The sequence below is a fragment of the Micromonospora sp. USAFONa4 genome (assembly GCF_057197825.1).
The window spans coordinates 3,748,547-3,770,126 of record NZ_CM170072.1; the positions used below are offsets into that span (position 1 = coordinate 3,748,547).

Genomic DNA, 21,580 nt, shown 5'->3' on the forward strand with positions numbered 1-21,580 from the left:
CGGAGGGCCGGCACTGTGACCACGTCGAACTACGCCACCGAGCGCGACACCACCGAGGGGAAGGTCTTCACCGTCACCGGTGGCGACTGGGACAGCGTCGTCTCGGGGGCCGACCCCATCAACGACGAGCGCATCGTCGTCAACATGGGTCCGCAGCACCCGTCGACGCACGGCGTGCTCCGGCTGATCCTGGAGCTGGAGGGCGAGACGGTCCGCGAGGCCCGCTCGGTCGTCGGCTACCTGCACACCGGCATCGAGAAGAACCTCGAATACCGCAACTGGGTCCAGGGCAGCACCTTCGTGACCCGGATGGACTACCTCGCCCCGATCTTCAACGAGACCGGGTACGCGCTGGCAGTGGAGAAGCTGCTCGGGATCACCGACCAGATCACCGAGCGGGCGAACACCATCCGGGTCCTGATGATGGAGCTGAACCGGATCTCCTCGCACCTGGTCTGGGTGGCCACCACCGCCATGGAGCTGGGCGCGATCAACATGATGCTCTACGGCTTCCGCGAGCGTGAGTACGTCCTGGAGATCTTCGAGATCATCACCGGCCTGCGGATGAACCACGCGTACGTCCGTCCGGGCGGCGTGGCCCAGGACGTGCCGGACGAGGCGATCGTCAAGATCCGCGAGTTCCTCAAGCTGATGCCGAAGCGGCTCAAGGAGTACGAGAACCTCCTCTCCGGGCAGCCCATCTGGCTCGAGCGGACCAAGAACGTCGCGGTGCTCGACGTGACGGGCTGCCTCGCGCTCGGCGTGACCGGCCCGGTGCTGCGTTCGGCCGGCCTCGCCTGGGACCTGCGCAAGACCATGCCGTACTGCGGCTACGAGACGTACGAGTTCGACGTGCCGACGCACACCGACGGCGACGTGTGGGGCCGCTACCTGGTCCGGCTCGCCGAGATCCGGGAGTCGCTCAAGCTCGTCGAGCAGGCGTTGGACCGGCTCAAGCCGGGCCCGGTGATGGTGGCCGACAAGAAGATCGCCTGGCCGGCGCAGCTCGCCATCGGCGTCGACGGCATGGGCAACTCGCTGGAGCACGTCGCGAAGATCATGGGTCAGTCGATGGAGTCGCTGATCCACCACTTCAAGCTCGTCACCGAGGGCTTCCGGGTGCCGCCGGGCCAGGTCTACGTCGGCATCGAGTCGCCCCGCGGCGAGCTGGGCGTGCACGCCGTCTCCGACGGTGGCACCCGGCCCTACCGGGTGCACTACCGGGAGCCGAGCTTCGTCAACCTCCAGGCGCTCCCGGCGATGGCCGAGGGCGGCCTGATCGCCGACGTGATCGCCGGTGGCGCCTCGCTGGACCCCGTGATGGGTGGTTGTGACCGATGAGTGTTTTCACTGACGAGACCAGGGAGCGGGCGCGGGAGATCATCGCCCGCTATCCGGCCGACCGGTCCCGGTCGGCGCTGCTGCCGCTGCTGCACCTGGTGCAGTCCGAGGAGGGCTACGTATCCCCGGCCGGCGTGGCGTTCTGCGCCGAGGTGCTGGGCCTGAACAAGGCCCAGGTGGGGGCGGTCGCCACCTTCTACACCATGTACAAGCGCCGGCCGACCGGCGACTACCTGGTGAGCGTCTGCACCAACACGATGTGCAACGTGCTCGGCGGCCAGGAGGTCTACGACACCCTCGCCGAGCACCTCGGTGTGGGGCACGACGAGACCACCGCCGACGGGAAGATCACCCTGGAGCACGCCGAGTGCCTGGCGGCGTGCGACTACGGCCCGGTGATGACCGTCAACTACGACTTCTTCGACGGGGTGGACCCGCAGACCGCGCGCGGCGTCGTCGACGAGCTGCGCGCCGGTGGCCGGCCGATGCCGACCCGGGGCGCCCGGCTCTGCACCCTCAAGGAGATGGCGGTGCAGCTCGCCGGCTTCGCCGACGAGCGGGAGGGCGCGGTCGCCGACGGCGGACCGGGGGAGCCCACCCTGCGGGGGCTGCGGCTGGCGCAGGAGCACGGCATCTCGGTGCCGGGCTTCGACCCGAACACCCCGATCCGCAGCAAGGCCGAGGCCGACAAGGCCGCCGCCGAGGCGAAGGCCAGGAGCGAGGCCGCGAAGCCGGCTCCCGAGCAGGCCAAGGCCGCGCCGGCCCCGAGCGGCAACGGCGCCCGGCCCGCCACGGGCAACGCGGGCACCGGCGAGCCGGCCCCCGCCGCCGAGGCGGCCGGCAGCACCACCCGTGACGTCAAGGCGCCGGACGCCAAGTCGCCCGAGGTGCGTACCGCCGAGACCCGGCAGCCCGACGCGGCGACCGCCGTGCCGGACGCCCCGGGCACCAAGGTTCCGGTGGACGGCGCCCCGCCGGCTCCCCGCGACGCGCAGGAGGCGGAGGCCGCCGGGGCGGCGGCCAACGCGCCGGCCGGCGACGGCAAGCCCGCTGGCGACGGGGCCGGCGCGCAGCAGCGCAACCTCAAGGAAGCCGAGGCGGGCGCCGGTGGCGCGGGCTCCGCCGTCGCGAGCGAGACGGGGGTCCAGAAGTGACCACTCCCCGGCCGGAGACCCTGGCCAAGCTGACGCCGGTACTCACCAAGCGCTGGCTCTCGCCGGACGCCTGGCGCATCGGCACCTACGAGAAGCTCGACGGCTACGCGGCCCTGCGCAAGGCGCTCAAGGCGCACCCGGACGACCTGATCCAGCTGATCAAGGACTCCGGCCTGCGCGGTCGCGGCGGCGCCGGCTTCCCGACCGGTCTCAAGTGGGGGTTCATCCCGCAGGGCGACGGCAAGCCGCACTACCTCGTCGTCAACGCCGACGAGGGGGAGCCGGGCACCTGCAAGGACCTCCCGCTGATGACGCACGACCCGCACGCCCTCGTCGAGGGCGTGATCATCGCGTCGTACGCGATCCGGGCCAGCCGCGCCTACATCTACATCCGGGGCGAGGCGGTGCACGCCGCGCGCCGGCTGCGCAACGCCGTGCGGGAGGCCACCGCCAAGGGCTACCTGGGCCGGAACATCCTCGGCTCCGGGTACGACCTGGAGCTGGTGGTGCACTCGGGCGCCGGGGCGTACATCTGCGGCGAGGAGACCGCGCTGCTGGACTCGCTGGAGGGCTTCCGGGGCCAGCCCCGGCTGCGCCCGCCGTTCCCGGCGACCCACGGCCTGTACGCGAGCCCGACGGTGGTCAACAACGTCGGCACCATCGCCAGCGTCCCCTACATCGTGCTGGGCGGCGCCGACTGGTGGAAGACCATGGGCACGGAGAAGTCGTCCGGCCCGATGATCTACTCGCTCTCCGGCCGGATCGCCAACCCCGGCCAGTTCGAGTGCGGCATGGGCGTCACCCTGCGGGAGCTGATCGAGCTGGCCGGCGGCATGCAGCCCGGTCACAACCTGAGGTTCTGGACGCCGGGTGGCTCGTCGACGCCGCTGCTCACCGCCGAGCACCTGGACGTGCCGCTGGACTTCGAGGGGGTGGCGGCGGCCGGCTCGATCCTCGGCACCACGGCCACCCAGATCTTCTCCGACCAGGACTGCCCGGTCTACGCGACCTACCGGTGGCTGGAGTTCTACCACCACGAGTCGTGCGGCAAGTGCACCCCGTGCCGCGAGGGCAACTACTGGATGGTCCGGGTCTACCGGCGGATCCTCGCCGGTCAGGGCACCCACGAGGACCTGGACACCCTGCTGGACACCTGCGACAACATCCTCGGCCGCTCGTTCTGCGGTCTGGGTGACGGCGCGACCAGCTCGGTGACCTCGTCGCTGAAGTACTTCAAGCAGGACTACCTCGACTACATCGAGGGGCGCACGGCGCCGAAGCTGTCCGACAAGCAGTTGGTGGGAGCCCACTAATGACTGACGTCGTCAAGGCCCCGGAAACCGTCACGCTCACCATCGACGGCGTCGAGGTCACCGCCCCGAAGGGGGCGCTGCTGATCCGGGTCGCCGAGCAGTTGGGCACCGAGATCCCCCGGTTCTGCGACCACCCGCTGCTGGCTCCGGCCGGCGCGTGCCGGCAGTGCCTGGTCGAGGTGGAGGGGCAGCGCAAGCCCGTCGCCTCCTGCACCCAGACCGTCGCCGACGGCATGGTCGTACGCACCCAGCTCACCTCCCCGGTCGCCAAGAAGGCGCAGGAGGGGGTCATGGAGCTGCTGCTGCTGAACCACCCCCTCGACTGCCCGATGTGCGACAAGGGCGGCGAGTGCCCGCTGCAGAACCAGGCGATGTCCACCGGGCGCGCCGACTCGCGGTTCCACGAGCACAAGCGGGAGTACCCGAAGCCGCTGCCGATCAGCACGCAGGTGCTGCTCGACCGCGAGCGCTGCGTGCTCTGCCAGCGCTGCACCCGGTTCTCCGAGGAGATCGCCGGCGACAAGTTCATCGACCTGATGGGCCGGTCGTCCGCTGAGGAGATCAACATCTACCGGGACGAGGACTACGGCGTCGAGACGGGCGCAGGCTGCCCCGGCTCGGCCGCCGACGAGTCCGGGGACGTGCCGTTCAACTCGTACTTCTCCGGGAACACGGTGCAGATCTGCCCGGTCGGCGCGCTGACCGGCACCCAGTACCGGTTCCGGGCCCGGCCGTTCGACCTGGTCTCCTCCCCGAGCGTCTGCGAGCACTGCTCGGCCGGGTGCGCCCAGCGCACCGACTGGCGGCGGGGCAAGGTGCTGCGCCGGCTGGCCGGCGACGACCCGGCGGTGAACGAGGAGTGGAACTGCGACAAGGGGCGGTGGGGCTTCCAGTACACCCGCGCCTTCGACCGGCTCACCACCCCGCTGGTCCGCGATCCGCAGACCGGCGAGCTGCGTGAGGCGGCGTGGAGCGAGGCGCTGGCCGTCGCCGCCGAGGGGCTGCGCGCGGCGCGGGACGGCGGGCGGGGCACGGCGGTGCTCACCGGCGGTCGGCTGACCGTCGAGGACGCCTACGCGTACGCGAAGTTCGCCCGGGTCGCGCTGAACACCAACGACGTCGACTTCCGGGCCCGGCCGGTCTCCCGCGAGGAGACGGACTTCCTGGCCAGCTCGGTCGCCGGGGTCACCGACGTCACGTACGCCGACGTCGAGAAGGCGCCGGCCGTGGTACTGGTCGGGCTGGAGCCGGAGGAGGAGTGCCCGATCCTCTTCCTGCGACTGCGCAAGGCGTACCTGAAGAAGAAGCTGACGGTCTACGCGATCGCGCCGTTCGCCACCCGTGGCCTGGAGAAGCTCGGGGCCAAGCTGGCCCGGGTGGTGCCGGGCGAGGAGGCGACCGTGCTCGCCGAGCACGCGACGGTGGCCGAGGCGCTCAGCGCCGAGGGCGCGATCCTGATCGTCGGCGAGCGGCTGGCCAGCGTGCCGGGCGGCCTCTCCGCGGCGGCCGACGTGGCCCGGCGTACCGGCGCGAAGCTGGCCTGGGTGCCGCGGCGCGCGGGTGACCGCGGCGCGGTCGACGCGGGCTGCCTGCCCAACCTGCTTCCCGGTGGCCGCCTGGTCAACGAGCCGGCCGCCCGGGCCGAGCTGGGTGAGGCGTGGGACATCCCCGCCGGGGTGATCCCGAGCCAGGCCGGCCGGGACACCGACGCGATCCTCGCCGCCGCCGCCGGCGGTCAGCTCGGCGCGCTGGTGGTGGCCGGGGTCGACCCGGCCGACCTGGCCGACCCGCGGCTGGCCGAGAAGGCCCTGGACGAGGTGCCGTTCCTGGTCAGCCTGGAGCTGCGGATGAGCGCGGTGGCCCGGCGGGCCGACGTGGTCTTCCCCGTCGCCCCGGTGGTCGAGAAGGCCGGCAGCTTCCTGGACTGGGAGGGCCGGCTGCGCACCTTCGAGGCGGTGCTGCGCACCGCCGCGATGACCGACGGCCGCGTGCTGGACGCGCTCGCCGCGCAGCTCGACGTGCAGCTCGGCACCGGTGACGTGCTCAGCGTCCGCCGCGAGCTGGGCGCGCTGCCGCGGACCCGGACCGACCGTCCCGCCGCCCCGTCGGTGGAGCCGGCCGCGGTGCGGGAGCCGGGCGCCGGTGAGGCGGTGCTCGCCACCTGGCACCAGCTGATCGACCTGGGCAGCCTCACCGACGGCGACGAGCACCTCGCCGGCACCGCCCGCCCGCCGGTGGTCCGGCTGGGCAAGGGCACCGCGGAGGCGCTCGGCGTCGCCGACGGCGACCCGGTGACGGTGGGCACCGACCGGGGGGCGCTGACCCTGCCGGCGGCGATCACCGAGATGCCGGACGGCGTCGTCTGGCTGCCGACCAACTCGCCCGGCTCGACCGTGCGACGCAGCCTCGGCGCGACGTCCGGAGCGCTCGTGCGGATCTCCGCCGCCGCGGTCGCCGCCGACGCGGCGGACCGCCCGGGCCCGCTCCTCAACGCAGGGGGTGTACAGCAGTGAACGCGGTCTACCTGGCCCAGGATCCGACGCTGGCCGACTTCGGCCGGGATCCCTGGTGGCTGGTCCTCGGCAAGATCGTCTTCGCGTTCGTCGTCGCCGTGCTGGCCACGCTGCTCGGCGTCTGGTTCGAGCGCCGGGTCGTGGGCCGCATGGCCGTGCGACCCGGCCCCAACCAGGCCGGCCCGTTCGGTCTGCTGCAGACCCTCGCCGACGGCCTGAAGCTCGCCTTCAAGGAGGACCTCCTCCCGCGGACCGCCGACAAGGTCGTCTTCTTCTTCGCCCCGGTGATCTCGGTGGTCTGCGCGATCACTGCGCTGTCGGTGATCCCGTTCGGGCCGATGGTCAGCATCTTCGGGCACCGGACGCCGCTACAGGTCACCGACGTGCCGGTGGCGGTGCTGGTGGTGCTGGCCCTCTCCTCGCTGGCCGTGTACGGCATCGTGCTCGGCGGCTGGGCCAGCGGCTCCACGTACCCCCTGCTCGGCGGCCTGCGCTCCGCCGCCCAGCTGGTCTCGTACGAGGTCACGATGGGCCTGAGCGTCGTCGCGGTCTTCATGACCGCCGGCACCATGTCGACCAGCGGGATCGTCGCCGCCCAGGGTGACGGCACCCGGCTGAGCATCGGGGGCTTCGAGGTTCCGGCCCCCGGCTGGTACGCGCTCCTGCTGCTCCCCAGCTTCATCATGTTCTTCATCGCCATCGTCGGTGAGACGAACCGGGCGCCGTTCGACCTGCCCGAGGCGGAGTCGGAGCTGGTGGCGGGCTTCCAGACGGAGTACAGCTCGCTGAAGTTCGCGCTCTTCATGCTCAGCGAGTACGTCGCGATGGTGACCATGTCGGCCTTCACCGTGACGCTCTTCCTCGGCGGTTGGCACGCGCCGTGGCCGATCACCAGCATCTGGGCGGGCGCCAACTCCGGCTGGTGGCCGATGCTGTGGTTCTTCGGCAAGGTCGTCATGCTGGTGTTCGTCTTCGTCTGGCTGCGGGGCACCCTGCCCCGGCTGCGCTACGACCAGTTCATGCGCTTCGGCTGGAAGGTCCTGCTCCCGATCAACCTGGTCTGGATCCTGGTCCTGGCCGGCCTGCGCTCGATCGAGGACTGGGACTCGCGCAGCAAGCTGATCGCCGTCGGCATCCCCGCCGGCATCCTGCTGCTCGCCACGCTGCTCTGGCCGAGCCGGAAGCCGCAGCCGAAGCCGACGGTCCAGGAGCAGGTCAACGACCGGCCGCACGGCAGCTTCCCGCTGCCCCCGATGGACCTGCAGGTACCACCGAGCCCGCGCACGAGGCGCGTGGTCGCCGAGCGGGAGCCGGCCAACATCGCCGCCGGCCCGGACTCCAGGGAGGTGTGACGTGGGCGCGATCACCGGAACGTTCAAGGGATTCGGTGTCACCTTCTCGCACATGTTCAAGAAGGTCGTCACCACCGACTACCCGTTCAAGCCGCCGGTGTCGGCGCCGCGCTACCACGGGCGGCACATCCTCAACCGGCACCCGGACGGGCTGGAGAAGTGCATCGGCTGCGAGCTGTGCGCCTGGGCCTGCCCGGCGGACGCGATCTACGTCGAGGGCGGCGACAACACCGACGAGCAGCGCTTCTCGCCGGGTGAGCGGTACGCCAGCATCTACCAGATCAACTACGCCCGCTGCATCTTCTGCGGGCTCTGCATCGAGGCCTGCCCGACCCGTTCGCTCACCATGAGCAACGAGTACGAGCTGGCCCGGGACAACCGGCAGGATCTGATCTTCACGAAGGAGCAGCTGCTCGCGCCGCTGCTGCCGGGCATGGAGCAGCCGCCGCACCCGATGCGCCTCGGCGACAGCGAGAAGGACTACTACGTCGGCGCGCTGACCAACCCGGGCACCTCGGCCGGCGCGGAGCACTCGGCCAACAACCCGGGCCGGTACCAGGTGGAGGAGCACCCCGGTGTGACCTTCCCGGGCGCCGAGCAGCACGCCCAGCGGGCGGCAGCCGCCAAGGGAGACGGAGCATGACCACGCAGACGGTGCTCGCCGCGGCGGGCGAGGTCTCCGGCGGGGAGCAGGTGACCTTCTGGATCCTGGCCCCGCTGGCGCTGATCGGCGCGATCGGGATGGTCGCGGCGCGCAACGCCGTGCACTCGGCCCTCTGGCTGGTGCTGACGATGCTCTGCCTGGGCGTCTTCTACGTGCTCCAGGCCGGGCCGTTCATCGGCATGGTGCAGATCATCGTCTACACCGGCGCGATCATGATGCTCTTCCTGTTCGTGCTGATGCTGGTGGGTCGCGACGCCTCGGACTCGTTGATCGAGACGCTGCGCGGCCAACGGGTCGCGGCGGTGGTGCTCGGGCTCGGCTTCGCCGGCCTGGCCGGCGGCGGGCTGTGGCGCGCGCTGGAGGGCACCACGGCGGTCGGCCTGGAGCAGGCCAACGCCGAGGGCAACGTGCAGGGCATCGCCCGGCTGCTCTTCACCAAGTACGTCTTCGCGTTCGAGCTCACCTCGGCGCTGCTCATCACGGCCGCCATCGGCGCGATGGTCCTGGCCCACATCGAGCGGCGCAAGGAGGACAGGATGGACCAGCCGAAGACGATGCGGGCGCGCTTCGCCCCGGGTAACTACCCGGGCCCGAAGCCCGGCCCGGGCGTCTACGCGACCTCCTCCTCCGTGGCCACCCCGGCCCGCCTGCCGGACGGCCGGCTGACCGAGCGGAGCACCCCGGAGATCCTGCCGGTGCGGGAGCTGGACGACCGGGAGACGACCCTGAAGGGGACGGAAAAGTGACGCCGGACTACTACCTGGTGCTGGCCGCGGTGCTCTTCACCATCGGCGCGGTCGGTGTGCTCATCCGGCGCAACGCGATCGTGCTGTTCATGTGCATCGAGTTGATGCTCAACGCGGCCAACCTGACGCTGGTCACCTTCAGCCGGATCAACGGTGACCTCAACGGCCAGATCATGGCGTTCTTCGTGATGGTGGTGGCGGCGGCCGAGGTCGTGGTCGGGCTCGCGATCATCATGGCGATCTTCCGGACCCGACGCTCCGCGAGTGTCGACGACGCCAACCTGCTGAAGTACTGAGGGGTCCTGCGGTGGGAACGATTCTGACGAACGCCCCGGCTGAGCCGGTGGGCACCGTCGCCTACGCGACGGCGGACGGGCTGCTGGGCAGCGTCTGGCTGCTGGTGGCGATTCCGCTGCTCAGCGCGGCGGTCCTGCTGCTGCTCGGCCGGCGGGCGGACCGCTGGGGGCACTGGCTCGGGGTGGCCGCCATCGGCGCCGCGTTCGTGCTGGGCCTGACCTACTTCCTCCAGCTGCGTGGCCTGGAGAACAAGTCGGTCGAGCTGAGCCTGTGGGACTTCATCACGGTCGGTGACCTGCGAGTGGACTTCGGTCTGCTCTTCGACCCGCTGGCCGCCGTCTTCGTACTGCTGATCACCGGGGTGGGCTTCCTGATCCACCTCTACGCGGTCGAGTACATGGCGCACGACGCGGGACGTCGGCGGTTCTTCGCCTACTTCAACCTGTTCGTCGCCGCCATGCTGCTGCTGGTGCTCGGCAACAACTACGTGATGCTCTACTTCGGCTGGGAGGGCGTCGGTCTGGCGTCGTACCTGCTGATCTCCTTCTGGTACGAGCGGCCCAGCGCCGCCACCGCCGGCAAGAAGGCGTTCCTGATGAACCGGGTCGGCGACGCCGGCCTGGCGATCGGCATCTTCATCATGTTCGCCAGCCTCGGCACCACCCAGTACGACGAGGTCTTCAACGGGGTCGGCTCGCTGACCGCGACCACGGTGCTGGTGCTCGGCCTGCTGCTGCTGCTCGGCGCGACCGGCAAGTCCGGCCAGTTCCCGCTCCAGGCGTGGCTGCCGGACGCGATGGAGGGCCCGACCCCCGTGTCGGCGCTCATCCACGCCGCGACCATGGTCACCGCCGGCGTCTACCTGATCGCCCGCTCGAACCCGATCTTCTCGGCCAACTCTACCCTCCAGCTGGTGGTGGTGAGCGTCGGCGCGCTGACGCTGCTGATCGGCTGCATCATCGGCGCGGCCAAGGACGACATCAAGCGGGTGCTGGCCTGGTCGACGGTCAGCCAGATCGGCTACATGTTCCTCGGTGTCGGCCTCGGCGGTGGCGCCTACGCGCTGGCGATCGTGCACCTGCTGGCGCACGGCTTCTTCAAGGCCAACATGTTCCTCGGCGCCGGCTCGGTCATGCACGGCATGAACGACCAGGTCGACATCCGCCGGTTCGGCGGGCTGTCGAAGTACATGAAGGTCACCTGGATCACCTTCATGACGGGCTGGCTCGCGATCATCGGCATCCCGCCGCTGTCCGGCTTCTTCTCCAAGGAGCCGATCATCGTGGCGGCGTTCGAGCGGGACGACTGGACCGCCTGGCTCTTCGGCATGGCCGCGCTGCTCGGCGCCGGACTGACCGCGTTCTACATGACCCGGCTCTTCGTGCTCACCTTCCACGGGCCGAAGCGCTGGACCGAGGACATCGGGCACCCGCACGAGTCGCCGAAGCTGATGACCATCCCGCTGATCCTGCTGGCGGTCGGCTCGGTGGGGGCGGGTTGGCTGCTCTCCACCTCGGTGCCGGACTGGCTCACCGCCACGGCCGGACTCGGTGCGGCAGAGGGGGAGCACCACGCGGTGCTCTCGCACACCGTGATCACGATCCTGTCGATCCTGGTCACCGTGCTCGGTGCCGGGCTGGCCTGGTTCCTCTTCCGCAACGGCACCGCCACCGCGCCGCAGCCGGCCGGGGTGCTGGTCACCGCCGCGCGGAAGAACCTCTACACCGACACGGTCAACGAGGCGATCTTCGAGAAGCCGGGCATCTTCCTCACCCGGGCGCTGGTCTACCTCGACAACCGGGGTATCGACGGGCTGGTCAACGGCCTCGCGGCGGGGATCGGCGGCGGCTCGGGTCGGCTCCGGCGGCTCCAGACGGGCTTCGTCCGGTCGTACGCCACCTCGATCCTGACCGGCGCGCTGCTGGTCCTGGCGGCGTTCCTGGCCGTCGAGGCGGGGTGGCTGGCGTGATCGACCTCTTCCAGGCGGCCGTCTCCGGCGGACCGCGCAGTGACGACGGAGGTAAGGCCGCATAATGTCCGACTTCCCGTTCCTCTCGGTGCTCACCGTGGCACCGCTGGTCGGCGCCCTGGTGGTGGCCTTCCTGCCGCGCAGCCGGCCGGAGCTGGCCAAGCAGGTGGCGCTCGGCTGGTCGCTGCTGGTGCTGGTGCTGTCGGTGGTCATGTGGGTGACCTTCGAGGTTGGTGGCGACCGCTTCCAGTTCCGTGAGTCCTACACCTGGATTCCGAACTGGGGCGTCAGCTTCACCTTCGCCGCCGACGGCATCGCGCTGGTGATGCTGATGCTGATCGCGGTGCTCGTACCGCTGGTGATCCTGGCGTCCTGGCACGACGCCGAGTCGTCCAAGCGGTCGGTGCCGGTCTACTTCGCCCTGCTGCTCGTCCTCGAGTGCACGATGATCGGCGTCTTCGCCGCCGCCGACGTCTTCCTGTTCTACGTGTTCTTCGAGGTCATGCTGGTGCCGATGTACTTCCTCATCGGCAGCTACGGCGGCCACCAGCGGCAGTACGCGGCGGTGAAGTTCTTCCTCTACTCGCTGGTCGGCGGTCTGTTCATGCTCGCCGCGGTGATCGGCCTCTGGGTCGTCGGCGGGAAGACCTTCGACTGGCAGGCGCTGTCCCAGGTGGACATCTCCACCGGCACGGAGCGCTGGCTCTTCCTCGGCTTCTTCCTCGCGTTCGCGATCAAGGCGCCGTTCTTCCCGTTCCACACCTGGCTGCCGGACGCCGGTGGCGCGGCCCCGGCGGGTGCGGCGGCGCTGCTCGTCGGGGTGCTCGACAAGGTCGGCACCTTCGGCATCCTGCGCTACTGCCTGCCGCTGTTCCCGGACGCGGCCAAGTGGTTCGCCCCGTGGGCGCTGGCGCTCGGCGTGATCGGCATCATCTACGCCGCGCTGCTGGCGGTCGGCCAGAACGACCTGAAGCGGCTGGTGTCGTACACCTCGATCGCGCACTTCGGCTTCATCGGGGTGGGCATCTTCGCCTTCACCACCCAGGCCGGCACCGGCGCGGTGCTCTACATGGTCAACCACGGGCTCGCCACCGGCCTGCTCTTCCTGGTGGTGGGCATGCTCATCGCCCGGCGGGGCTCGGCGCTGATCAGCGACTTCGGCGGCGCCGGCAAGCTGGTGCCGATCCTGGCCGGGGTGCTCTTCTTCGCCGGTCTGGCCTCGCTCGCGCTGCCCGGCACCGCGCCGTTCGTCTCCGAGTTCCTGGTGCTGATCGGCACGTTCACGGTGAACAAGCCGGTCGCGGTGATCGCGACGCTCGGCATCATCCTGGCCGCCGCGTACGTGCTGTGGATGGTGCAGCGCACCACCCAGGGCACGCTCAACCCGGCGCTCACCCAGATCGACGGCATGAAGCGTGACCTGAACCTGCGCGAGAAGTTCGTGGTCGCGCCGCTGATCGCGCTGATCGTGCTGCTCGGCTTCTACCCGAAGCCGGTCACCGATGTGATCAACCCGGCCGTGCAGGCGACCATGCAGGACGTCGGCCGGACCGACCCCGCCCCGACGTCGGGCGGAACCGTCCAGGAGGCGGCCAAGTGAGCGCGAGGAGTGAACGAGCGGAGCGAGTGAGCCCCGCAGTCGCGAACGAAAGAGGCAAAGTGAGCGCGAGGAGCGAGCTTGCGAGCCCCGCAGTCGCGAACGAAAGGTTTGCGCAGTGACTGAGCTGAAACTGCCGTCGATCGACTACGCGGCGCTCGCTCCGACCCTGATCATGCTGGGTGCCGCTCTGCTGGGCGTGCTGGTCGAGGCGTTCGTGCCCCGCCGGCTCCGGCACGTGGTCCAGCTGTCGATGGCCCTGCTGGCGGTGCTCGCCGCGCTGACCATGGTGGTGCTGGCGGCCGACGAGCGGAAGATCACGATCGGCGGGGCGATCGCGGTGGACGGGCCGACGCTCTTCCTCCAGGGCGCGATCCTGGTCCTCGCCGCGATGGCGCTGCTGCTCATCGGCGAGCGTTCGGTGGAGCGGGGCGGGGCGTTCGTGGCCCAGGCCGCCGTCACCGCCGAGTCGGCCGACGACCGGCGGCAGGCCGAGGGCAGGAACGGCCTCACCGAGGTCTACCCGCTGACCACGTTCGCGATCGGCGGCATGCTGATCTTCGTGGCGGCGAACGACCTGCTGACCATGTTCATCGCGCTCGAGGTCTTCTCGCTGCCGCTCTACCTGCTCTGCGCGCTGGCCCGCCGCCGGCGGCTGCTGAGCCAGGAGGCCGCGCTGAAGTACTTCATGCTCGGCGCGTACGCCTCGGCCTTCTTCCTGTTCGGCGTGGCCCTGATCTACGGCTTCACGGCGGGCATCCCGGGCCGGCAGGCGGGTGTCGACTTCGCCACCATCGACGCCGCGGTCGAGAACTCCCCGGCCAGCCCGGTGCTGCTCTTCGCCGGCATGGCGATGCTCGCCATCGGGCTGCTCTTCAAGGCGGCGGCGGCCCCCTTCCACGTCTGGACCCCGGACGTCTACCAGGGCGCGCCGACCCCGGTGACCGGTCTCATGGCCGCCTGCACGAAGGTCGCCGCGTTCGGCGCCCTGCTGCGGGTGTTCCACGTCGCGTTCGACGGGGCCCGGTGGGACTTCACCCCGGTCCTCGGCGTCGTGGCGGTGCTGACCATGCTGGTCGGCGCGGTGCTGGCCGTCACGCAGACCGACATCAAGCGGCTGCTGGCGTACTCCTCCATCGCCAACGCCGGTTACCTGCTGGTCGGCGTGCTGGCGCCGGGCGCCGACGGGATCTCCGGGACGATGTTCTACCTGGTCGCGTACGGCTTCTCGGTGCTCGCCGCGTTCGCCGTGGTGACCCTGGTGCGCGACGCCGACGGGGAGGCCACCCACCTGTCCCGCTGGGCCGGGCTGGGACGGCGCTCGCCGTTCTACGCGGGGATCTTCACCTTCATCCTGCTGGCCTTCGCCGGGATCCCGCTGACCAGCGGCTTCACGAGCAAGTTCGCGGTCTTCGGCCCGGCGCTCGAGGGCGGGCAGGCGTGGCTGGTGATCGCCGGCGTGCTGACCAGCATGGTGCTGGCCTTCCCGTACCTGCGGGTCGTGGTGATGATGTGGCTCTCCGAGCCCGGCGAGTCGACGCCGACCGTCGCCGTGCCCGGCGGGCTGACCTCGGCCGCGCTGATGATCGGTGTGCTCGCCACGCTGGTGCTCGGTGTGGCGCCCGCGCCGCTGCTCGACCTGGCAACCGGCGCCGCCGAATTTGTCAGATGACCGACGCTCACGCCCGCGGGGGCCGGCACGCCACGGCGTGCCGGCCCCCGCGCCGTATCCCCCGTCCCGGGCAGGTCGCAGGGGTGTGGCATGGTTGATGGCGTGGTGAATCCGGCTGGCGAGCGTTCAGGTGCCTCCGGGTCCGGCGGCCGTCGGACCAGGGTGAGCACGAGTCAGTTCGGCGCGCTCGGCCTCTATCTCGCCGATCCCCGCGTCGAGGCGTCCGTGCTGGGCCTGCTGGAGGGCGTCGAGTCCGAGCTGCGGGCGAGCGTGGCCAGCGCCGACCCGTTCGTGACGGAGGCCGCCCGGCACCTCGTGGAGGCCGGCGGCAAGCGGTTCCGCCCGCTGCTGGTGGCGCTGGGCGCCCAGTTCGGCGATCCCACGGGGCCGCAGGTCGTGCCGGCCGCCGTGGTGATGGAGCTCACCCACCTGGCGACGCTCTACCACGACGACGTGATGGACGAGGCCGCCGTGCGCCGGGGGGCGCCGAGCGCCAACTCCCGGTGGACCAACTCGGTGGCCATCCTCGTCGGCGACTACCTCTTCGCCCGCGCCGCCGACATCGCCGCCGACCTGGGCATCGAGGCCGTACGCCTCCAGGCGCGCACCTTCGCGCGGCTGGTGCACGGCCAGATCGCCGAGACCGTCGGCCCCCGCCCCGGCGACGACCCGGTGGCCCACTACCTCGACGTGATCGCGGGCAAGACCGGTTCGCTGATCGCCACGTCGGCCCGCTTCGGCGGCATGTTCGGCGGTGCCGCCCCGGAGCACACCGAGGCGCTGGCGGGCTACGGCGAGACCATCGGCGTGGCCTTCCAGCTCTCCGACGACCTGCTCGACATCGCCTCGGAGTCGGTGGAGTCGGGCAAGACGCCCGGCACCGACCTGCGTGAGGGCGTGCCGACCCTGCCGGTGCTCTACGCGCTCGGCTCGGACGACGCCGACGCCGCCTCGGTGCGGCTGCGGGAGATCCTGGCGACCGGGCCGCTGACCGACGACGACCTGCACGCCGAGGCGCTCGGTCTGCTGCGCGAGAGCCCGGCGCTCAAGCGGGCCCGGGAGACGGTCCGCAGCTACGCCGAGGACGCCCGGGAGCAGCTCTCGCCGCTTCCGCAGGGCCCGGCCCGCCGCGCCCTCGAATCCCTCTGCGACTACATCGCCGACCGCACCAGCTGACGCCCGACCCGCACCGGCCCGCTAGCGGCGGGCGAGCAGGCGGCTGCCGGCGAGCATCAGGGCGGCGGCGAGCAGCATCGACCCGGCGGCCACGAGCCACATCACGGGGTAGCCGGCGTGCGCGGCCACGGCACCGAGGCCGAGCGGGCCGAGGCAGCCGCCCGCGTACACCCCGGTCTGGGTGACCGAGGTGGCGGCGGCCGGGGCCTGCGGGTGCAGCCGGACCACCGCGAAGGTCATCAGGCCCGGCCACGCCCAGCCCAGGCCGAAGCCGAGCAGCACGCCGGCCACCAGCGGCACCGACCCGGCCGTCGCGAGCAGGCCGAGCCCGGCCGCGCCGACCACGAGCATGCCGGCGATGAGGGCGACGTGCCCGGTGGCGCGGCGGTCCGCGAGCCAGCCGACGACGACCCGGGCCGCCACGCAGACCGCGCTGCCCAGCGTCAGGGTCAGCCCGGCCAGCCCGGGGGACAGCCCCCGGTCGGCGGAGGAGTCGACGACGAAGGTGCCGAGCGCGTTGGCGGCGGCAGCGGCGAACGTCCCGGCGGCCCCGACCACCACCAGGGCCGCGGTGGCGCGGCCGCCGCGGGTCGGTGCGGCCGTCCGGGCGGGGCGCGGCTCCCGCGCGGGTACGGCCGGCAACGCCGCCAGGGCCGCGCCGGCGGCCACGACGAACGCCCAGCGCCAGCCGGCCGTCAGCGCCACGGTCGGCACCGCCGCCCCGGCCAGCAGGGTGGCCACGGGGATGGCGGCCTGCTTCACCCCGAACGACAACCCCTGCCTGCGGGTCGGCACGTGCCGGGCGAGCGTGGCGTTGCTGGCGAGCTGACCGAGGGCGTTGGCGGTGCCGGCGAGCGCGAGCAGCCCGAGCAGGACCGGGTACGACCGGGCCAGCCCCGCCACGGCCAGCAGGCAGGCGGCGGAGAGCAGGATGCCGGCACGGGCCACCACGGTCGGCCCGTGCCGCTCGGCGAGGACGCCGGAGGGCACCGAGGCCAGCGCGCCCACGCCGAAGTAGACCGACACGGCCAGGCCCAGCCCGGCCGGCGAGAAGCCGAGGTCCTCGCCCATCTGCACGGCGAGCCCGCCGAGCAGGAAGACCGGCAGGACGCAGGCGATGGTGACGGCGACGGCCCCGGTCACGGCCCGCGCGGGCCGGGGCGGGGCGATGCCCGGGTCGGGCTGGAGCGCGATGTCGGTCATGGTCCGGCAAACCTACGCGAGCAGGGTTTTCGTCACGGAACGTGCCTGTCGAGCAACGCGACGTTCATGACGATCTGGCATCCTCCACCCGAACAGGCATTTCGAACCCGGCCTGTTTTTCATATGGTGTAAGTCCCCGGCGGCGGAGGTGGTTGTGCGCGACCCCTTGGCGGAACCTTCGGATCTCATCCGGAGCGTGTCCCGCGCGCTACGCGTGCTCGAGTCGGTCGGTCGCGCCCCGAAGGGGCTCACCGTCAAACAGATCGCCAGGCGCTGTGAGCTGACCGTGGCGACGACCTACCACCTGGTCCGCACCCTGGCCTACGAGGGCTACGTGATCCGTCGCGAGGACGGCACGTACATCGTGGGCCTGGAGGTGGCCGACCGTTACCGCGAGCTGGTGACGGCGTTCCGGGGGCCGCCGGCGGTCGGGGAGAGCCTGCGCCGGGCCGCCATGGACACCGGCTACAGCCACTACCTCGGCCGGTTCGTGGGCGGCCAGGTGGCGGTCACGGCCGTGGCCGAGGGCCCGCGATCGCCGTACCTGGAGGACCTGGTGCCCGGGTTCGACGAGGGGGCGCACGCGACCGCCCTCGGCAAGGCGCTGCTCGCCACGATGACCGCCGAGCAGCGCTTCCGCTACCTGCGCGACTACGGCATGCGTCCGTTCACCGCCGCCACCCTGACCACCTCCGAGGCGTTCGAGGTCGACCTGGCCGCCGGGGACCGGCGGGGCATGCAGCTGGAGCTGGGGCAGTTCCGGCAGGGCGTGGCCTGCGCCGCGGTGCTGGTCAGCCCCGACAAGGACATGGAGCGTCGGGTCGTGCTGGCCTGCGCGCTGCCGGCCGGCGAGATGATGACCTCCGCCCGCGCGGTCCGGGCGAAGCTGCTGACCGTCGCCCGGACGATCGCCGACGGCCTGGCCGCCGACAGCTGACCCGCCCCCGCCCCGGTCGGGCCGCGACGACCGTGGCCCTCCCCCCGGCTGGGAGAGGGCCACGGTGGCGGTCCGGCGGCGGACCGCCCGACGGGTGGTCAGCTGCCGATCGGCCCGCCGTCCAGGCGCCAGGCGACCACCACGCCCGGCTTGGCGTAGTCGCCGTCCGGCCAGTTCGAGGCCGGCTTCTCGACCGAGGCGCCGCTGAGCTCGCCCGGGTGCTGCACCGCCACGAAGACCGAGCGGTTGTCCCCGGTGATGAACGGGCCGCAGGCCTCCGCGCCCACCGGCACGGTGAGGAACTGCTTCAGGTGGCCCCGCTCCGGCCCCTCGACGGCCGTGGCGAAGAGGCCGTCGTTGCTGCCCAGCGCGTTGCCGTCCGTGGAGATCCAGAGGTTGCCGGTGGCGTCGAACGCCACGTTGTCCGGGCAGGAGATCGGGGAGACCTTCGTCTTGTCGTACCCGGCGAAGAAGGTCGACGGGTCCGCCGGGTCACCGGCGACGATCGGCAGCGACCAGGCGAAGGTCTCGCCCGCGTTGTCGCCACGGTCCTCGACCAGCTCCAGCACCTGGCCGTGCTTGTTCGAGTTGCGCGGGTTGGCCTCGTCTGCGGCCGGCTTGCCGGCCCTGCCCCGGTCGGTGTTGTTGGTCAGCGCCACGTACACCTTGCCGGTGAGCAGGCTCGGCTCGACGTCCTCCGGGCGGTCCATCTTGGTCGCGCCGACCTTGTCGCCGGCCAGCCGGGTGAAGGTGAGCACGTCGGCGGCCGTCATCCCGTCGACGTACGAGCGGTTGCCGCTGACCAGTTTGATCCACCGGCCCCGGCCGTCGAACGCCCCGTCGGAGGGGAGCTTGCCCGAACCGTCGATCTCGCCGGCGCTGCTCTGCTTCAGCTCGGCGACGTAGAGGGTGCCCGACTCCAGCAGGGTCAGGTTGTGCCGGCGGGCCACCCAGGAGTTGCCCTTCATGAACTTCTTGTCGGAGACGAACTTGTACAGGTAGTCGAACCGCTCGTCGTCGCCCATGTACGCGACCACGTGCCCGCTCTTCGCGACGATGACGTTCGCGCCCTCGTGCTTGAACCGGCCCAGCGCGGTGTGCTTACGCGGGCGGCTCTCCGGGTCGTACGGGTCGATCTCGACGATCCAGCCGTGCCGGTTGGCCTCGTTCGGGTGCTTCGCCAGGTCGAACCGCTCGTCGGCGCGCTCCCACTTGCGGCTGCCGCTCGGGTAGCGGGTGGTGGTGGTGATGCCGTACCGGGCCAGCTTCGCCTTGGCCTCCTCGGCCACCGCGTCGCCGCCGACGAAGTACTGGTTGAAGTTCTCCTCGCCGGAGAGCACCGTGCCCCAGGGGGTCACCCCGCCGGCGCAGTTGTTCAGCGTGCCGACGACCGTACGGCCCTTCGGGTCGGCGGCCGTCCGCAGGTGGGCCGAGCCGGCGGCCGGCCCGGTCAGCTCGAACTTCGTGGCCAGCGCCGTGACCCGCCGGTTGTACGGCCGCCGGCCCTTGGCGACCGGCCGCCACTGCCCGGTGCCGTCGACCCGCTCCAGCTCCACCACCGACATGCCGTGCGCCGCCATCGCGATCCGCAGCTGCTCGACACTCAGCGCGTCCTGGCTCGTGAAGCCGGGGAACATCAGGTCCTCGTTTGTGTACTCGTGGTTGACCACGAGCAGCGCGCGCCGGCGTCCGTCCAGGGGCAGCACCCCGACGAAGTCGTTGTTGTAGCCGAACTGCCGGGCCTGGGCGGCGGCGCTCTGGGCGCGCACGTCGAAGTCGGGGGCGCCCGGCACCACCGGGTCGCCCCAGCGCAGGACGACCGCGTGGTCGTACCCGTTGGGCACGACGAGGCTGTCGAGGGTGTTCGGCGGGACGGGCTTGAAGGTCAGCGCGCCGCTGCCGACGCCGCCGGCGGGGCGGTCGAAGCCGGCGGCGCCGGGGACGACGGGGGCGGCGGGGGCCGCCGCGGCGGGGGCGGCGCCGGCCACCGCGCCGCCGAAGCCGAGGACCAGCGCGCCGACCGCGCCGGCCCGGACCACGCCGCGCCGGGACACCTCGGCGTTCACCACGTCCCCGAAGTACGCGTTGTCGGACGTGTTGGGCACCGGGTGGTCGCACGCGTTGCCGCACCGGTAGAGACAGGTCATGGCGTCGCGGCTGCCGTGGCGGGTGGCGCCCAGCAATGGGAGCAGCCGGGGACGGTCGCTCATGGAAGAAGCCTCCTGATGGGGTCGGTGCACGCCGGACCAGCCGCTGGCGTGCGTACCCGCCGGACGCTAGGAGGGCGCGGTGAGCGACCGTCGGCGGCGGCATGAACCGGGCGTGAACACCTCGGCCGGGGGTGCCACGGTGACCTGCGGCTGAACCGTTCGGAGCGGCGGCACGTATTCCCGTGCGAACGCCACCGCCGGACTCGCGCCGACAGCGAGGAGACCGCCATCAGCGACCACGACGCCCAACTGCTCCGCGCGCTGCACGACGAGCACGCGGAGGCGCTGTACGCGCACGCCCTGCGGCTGGTCAACGGCGACCGGCAGCGGGCCGAGGACCTGGTGCAGGAGACGCTGCTGCGGGCCTGGCGGCACCCGGAGGCGCTCGACCCGACGCGCGGCTCGATCCGGTCCTGGCTCTTCACCACCGCTCGCAACCTGGCCATCGACGCCTGGCGGCGCCGCTCGGCCCGGGTCGGGGAGGTCTACACCGACGAGCTGCCCGAGCCTCCCGAGGCCGTGGACGAGGCGGAACGGGCGGTGGAGGCGTGGACCGTCGCCGAGGCGCTGAACCGGCTCAGCCCCACCCACCGGGAGGTGCTGGTCGAGTGCTTCTACCAGGGACGGTCGGTGGCGGAGGCGGCCTCCCGGCTGGGCGTGCCGCCCGGCACGGTCAAGTCCCGGACCCACTACGCCCTGCGCTCACTACGGTTGGTCCTGGCCGAGATGGGGGTGACGGAATGACCCGGTGCGAGTTCGCGCACGACGACGGCGCGTACGTGCTGGGTGCGCTGGCTCCCGCCGACCGGGTGGCCTACGAGCGGCACCTCGCCGGCTGCGTCGCCTGCCGGGAGGCGGTCGCCGAGATCGCCGTCCTGCCCGGGCTGCTCGGCCGGCTCGACCCGGCCGGGCTGGAGCAGTTCCTGCCGCCACCGGAGAACCCCCGGGTGCCCGAACTACTCGCCGCCGCGCGGGAGCGCCGCCGCCGCGACCGGTCGGCCACCCGCCGCCGGTACGCCCTCACCGCGCTCGCGGCCGCCGTGGCGGCCCTGGTCGTCGGCGTCGGCACCGCCGCCCTGCTGCCCCGGGAGGCGGCCGGCCCGACCCCGGTCGAGGTGCGGATGGTCGCCATGCAGCCGGTCGCCGGCGCGGTGCCGGTACACGCCGAGATCGCCCTCAACGGCACCGAATGGGGCACCGAGGTGCGGATGCGCTGCGGGTACGACGCGAAGGCCGGCTACGCCAAGGCGTACACCTTCCGGCTGGTGGCGCACGGCCCGGACGGCGCGACGGAGCAGATCGGTTCCTGGCTCGCCGCTCCCGGCGACGACCTGCGGATCACCGGCGCGACCCGGTTCACCGACGCGGAGCTGGTCCGGCTGGAGCTGCTGCGCGCCGACGGCACCCCTGTCCTCGTCTACGACGTCCGCTGACCC

17 protein-coding genes are annotated in these 21,580 nt (G+C 71.9%); 15 read left to right on the forward strand and 2 right to left on the reverse strand.

Translation table 11 applies throughout. From position 1 onward, the window contains the following. Positions 1–15: 15 nt before the first annotated feature. From AC0OO9_RS16550 to AC0OO9_RS16605, 12 genes are all read left to right on the forward strand, one after another. A complete protein-coding gene (locus tag AC0OO9_RS16550; RefSeq protein ID WP_132232118.1) occupies positions 16–1,341 on the forward strand; it encodes an NADH-quinone oxidoreductase subunit D in 1,326 nt (441 codons plus the stop codon). Next, positions 1,338–2,495, forward strand: a complete 1,158-nt coding sequence (gene nuoE / locus AC0OO9_RS16555) for an NADH-quinone oxidoreductase subunit NuoE (protein WP_484511028.1) — start codon at positions 1,338–1,340, stop codon at positions 2,493–2,495. Before AC0OO9_RS16550 ends, nuoE begins: the two co-directional genes overlap by 4 nt. Then, positions 2,492–3,808 carry an NADH-quinone oxidoreductase subunit NuoF gene (gene nuoF / locus AC0OO9_RS16560; protein ID WP_132232114.1) on the forward strand — a complete coding sequence of 439 codons (1,317 nt, stop codon included), beginning with the start codon at positions 2,492–2,494 and terminating at the stop codon, positions 3,806–3,808. Before nuoE ends, nuoF begins: the two co-directional genes overlap by 4 nt. Further along, a complete protein-coding gene (locus AC0OO9_RS16565) occupies positions 3,808–6,321 on the forward strand; it encodes an NADH-quinone oxidoreductase subunit G (RefSeq protein WP_484511029.1) in 2,514 nt (837 codons plus the stop codon). The genes nuoF and AC0OO9_RS16565 overlap by 1 nt, the downstream gene beginning before the upstream one ends. Continuing rightward, positions 6,318–7,673 carry an NADH-quinone oxidoreductase subunit NuoH gene (nuoH, locus tag AC0OO9_RS16570; protein ID WP_484511030.1) on the forward strand — a complete coding sequence of 452 codons (1,356 nt, stop codon included), beginning with the start codon at positions 6,318–6,320 and terminating at the stop codon, positions 7,671–7,673. Before AC0OO9_RS16565 ends, nuoH begins: the two co-directional genes overlap by 4 nt. 1 nt (position 7,674) lies before the next feature. Next, positions 7,675–8,316 (forward strand): NADH-quinone oxidoreductase subunit NuoI, encoded by a 642-nt coding sequence (nuoI, locus tag AC0OO9_RS16575; protein ID WP_132232108.1) that lies wholly within the window; start codon positions 7,675–7,677, stop codon positions 8,314–8,316. Then, complete coding sequence (locus AC0OO9_RS16580; RefSeq protein ID WP_484511031.1) at positions 8,313–9,083, forward strand: NADH-quinone oxidoreductase subunit J; 771 nt, start codon at positions 8,313–8,315, stop codon at positions 9,081–9,083. Before nuoI ends, AC0OO9_RS16580 begins: the two co-directional genes overlap by 4 nt. Continuing rightward, positions 9,080–9,379 carry an NADH-quinone oxidoreductase subunit NuoK gene (gene nuoK / locus AC0OO9_RS16585; RefSeq protein ID WP_132232104.1) on the forward strand — a complete coding sequence of 100 codons (300 nt, stop codon included), beginning with the start codon at positions 9,080–9,082 and terminating at the stop codon, positions 9,377–9,379. Before AC0OO9_RS16580 ends, nuoK begins: the two co-directional genes overlap by 4 nt. A gap of 11 nt (positions 9,380–9,390) precedes the next feature. Continuing rightward, positions 9,391–11,349 carry an NADH-quinone oxidoreductase subunit L gene (gene nuoL / locus AC0OO9_RS16590; protein ID WP_484511032.1) on the forward strand — a complete coding sequence of 653 codons (1,959 nt, stop codon included), beginning with the start codon at positions 9,391–9,393 and terminating at the stop codon, positions 11,347–11,349. Between the two features lie 64 nt (positions 11,350–11,413). Beyond that, positions 11,414–12,949, forward strand: a complete 1,536-nt coding sequence (locus AC0OO9_RS16595) for an NADH-quinone oxidoreductase subunit M (RefSeq protein ID WP_132232102.1) — start codon at positions 11,414–11,416, stop codon at positions 12,947–12,949. 115 nt (positions 12,950–13,064) lie between these two features. Next, positions 13,065–14,618, forward strand: coding sequence for an NADH-quinone oxidoreductase subunit NuoN (gene nuoN, locus AC0OO9_RS16600; RefSeq protein ID WP_484511033.1), 1,554 nt, complete (start codon positions 13,065–13,067; stop codon positions 14,616–14,618). Between the two features lie 90 nt (positions 14,619–14,708). Further along, positions 14,709–15,794 (forward strand): polyprenyl synthetase family protein, encoded by a 1,086-nt coding sequence (locus AC0OO9_RS16605; RefSeq protein ID WP_132232098.1) that lies wholly within the window; start codon positions 14,709–14,711, stop codon positions 15,792–15,794. 21 nt (positions 15,795–15,815) lie between these two features. On the opposite strand, the gene AC0OO9_RS16610 is transcribed toward AC0OO9_RS16605, so the two are convergent. Beyond that, positions 15,816–16,997, reverse strand: a complete 1,182-nt coding sequence (locus tag AC0OO9_RS16610; RefSeq protein WP_484511034.1) for an MFS transporter — start codon at positions 16,995–16,997, stop codon at positions 15,816–15,818. A gap of 154 nt (positions 16,998–17,151) precedes the next feature. Here AC0OO9_RS16610 and AC0OO9_RS16615 point away from each other — a divergent pair, with 154 nt between their 5' ends. Then, positions 17,152–17,934 carry an IclR family transcriptional regulator gene (locus AC0OO9_RS16615; protein WP_421456922.1) on the forward strand — a complete coding sequence of 261 codons (783 nt, stop codon included), beginning with the start codon at positions 17,152–17,154 and terminating at the stop codon, positions 17,932–17,934. Between the two features lie 98 nt (positions 17,935–18,032). On the opposite strand, the gene AC0OO9_RS16620 is transcribed toward AC0OO9_RS16615, so the two are convergent. Beyond that, on the reverse strand, positions 18,033–20,144 hold the full coding sequence (locus AC0OO9_RS16620; protein ID WP_484511035.1) for a PhoX family protein: 2,112 nt from the start codon (positions 20,142–20,144) through the stop codon (positions 18,033–18,035). A gap of 249 nt (positions 20,145–20,393) precedes the next feature. On the opposite strand from AC0OO9_RS16620, the gene AC0OO9_RS16625 reads away from it, so the two are divergent. After that, entirely contained in the window at positions 20,394–20,888 is a 495-nt protein-coding gene (locus AC0OO9_RS16625) for a sigma-70 family RNA polymerase sigma factor (RefSeq protein ID WP_255474788.1), read from the forward strand. After that, the gene (locus tag AC0OO9_RS16630; RefSeq protein WP_484511036.1) at positions 20,885–21,577 is read left to right on the forward strand and encodes an anti-sigma factor family protein; all 693 of its coding nucleotides are present in this window, start codon (positions 20,885–20,887) and stop codon (positions 21,575–21,577) included. The genes AC0OO9_RS16625 and AC0OO9_RS16630 overlap by 4 nt, the downstream gene beginning before the upstream one ends. The last annotated feature ends 3 nt before the right edge of the window (positions 21,578–21,580 follow it).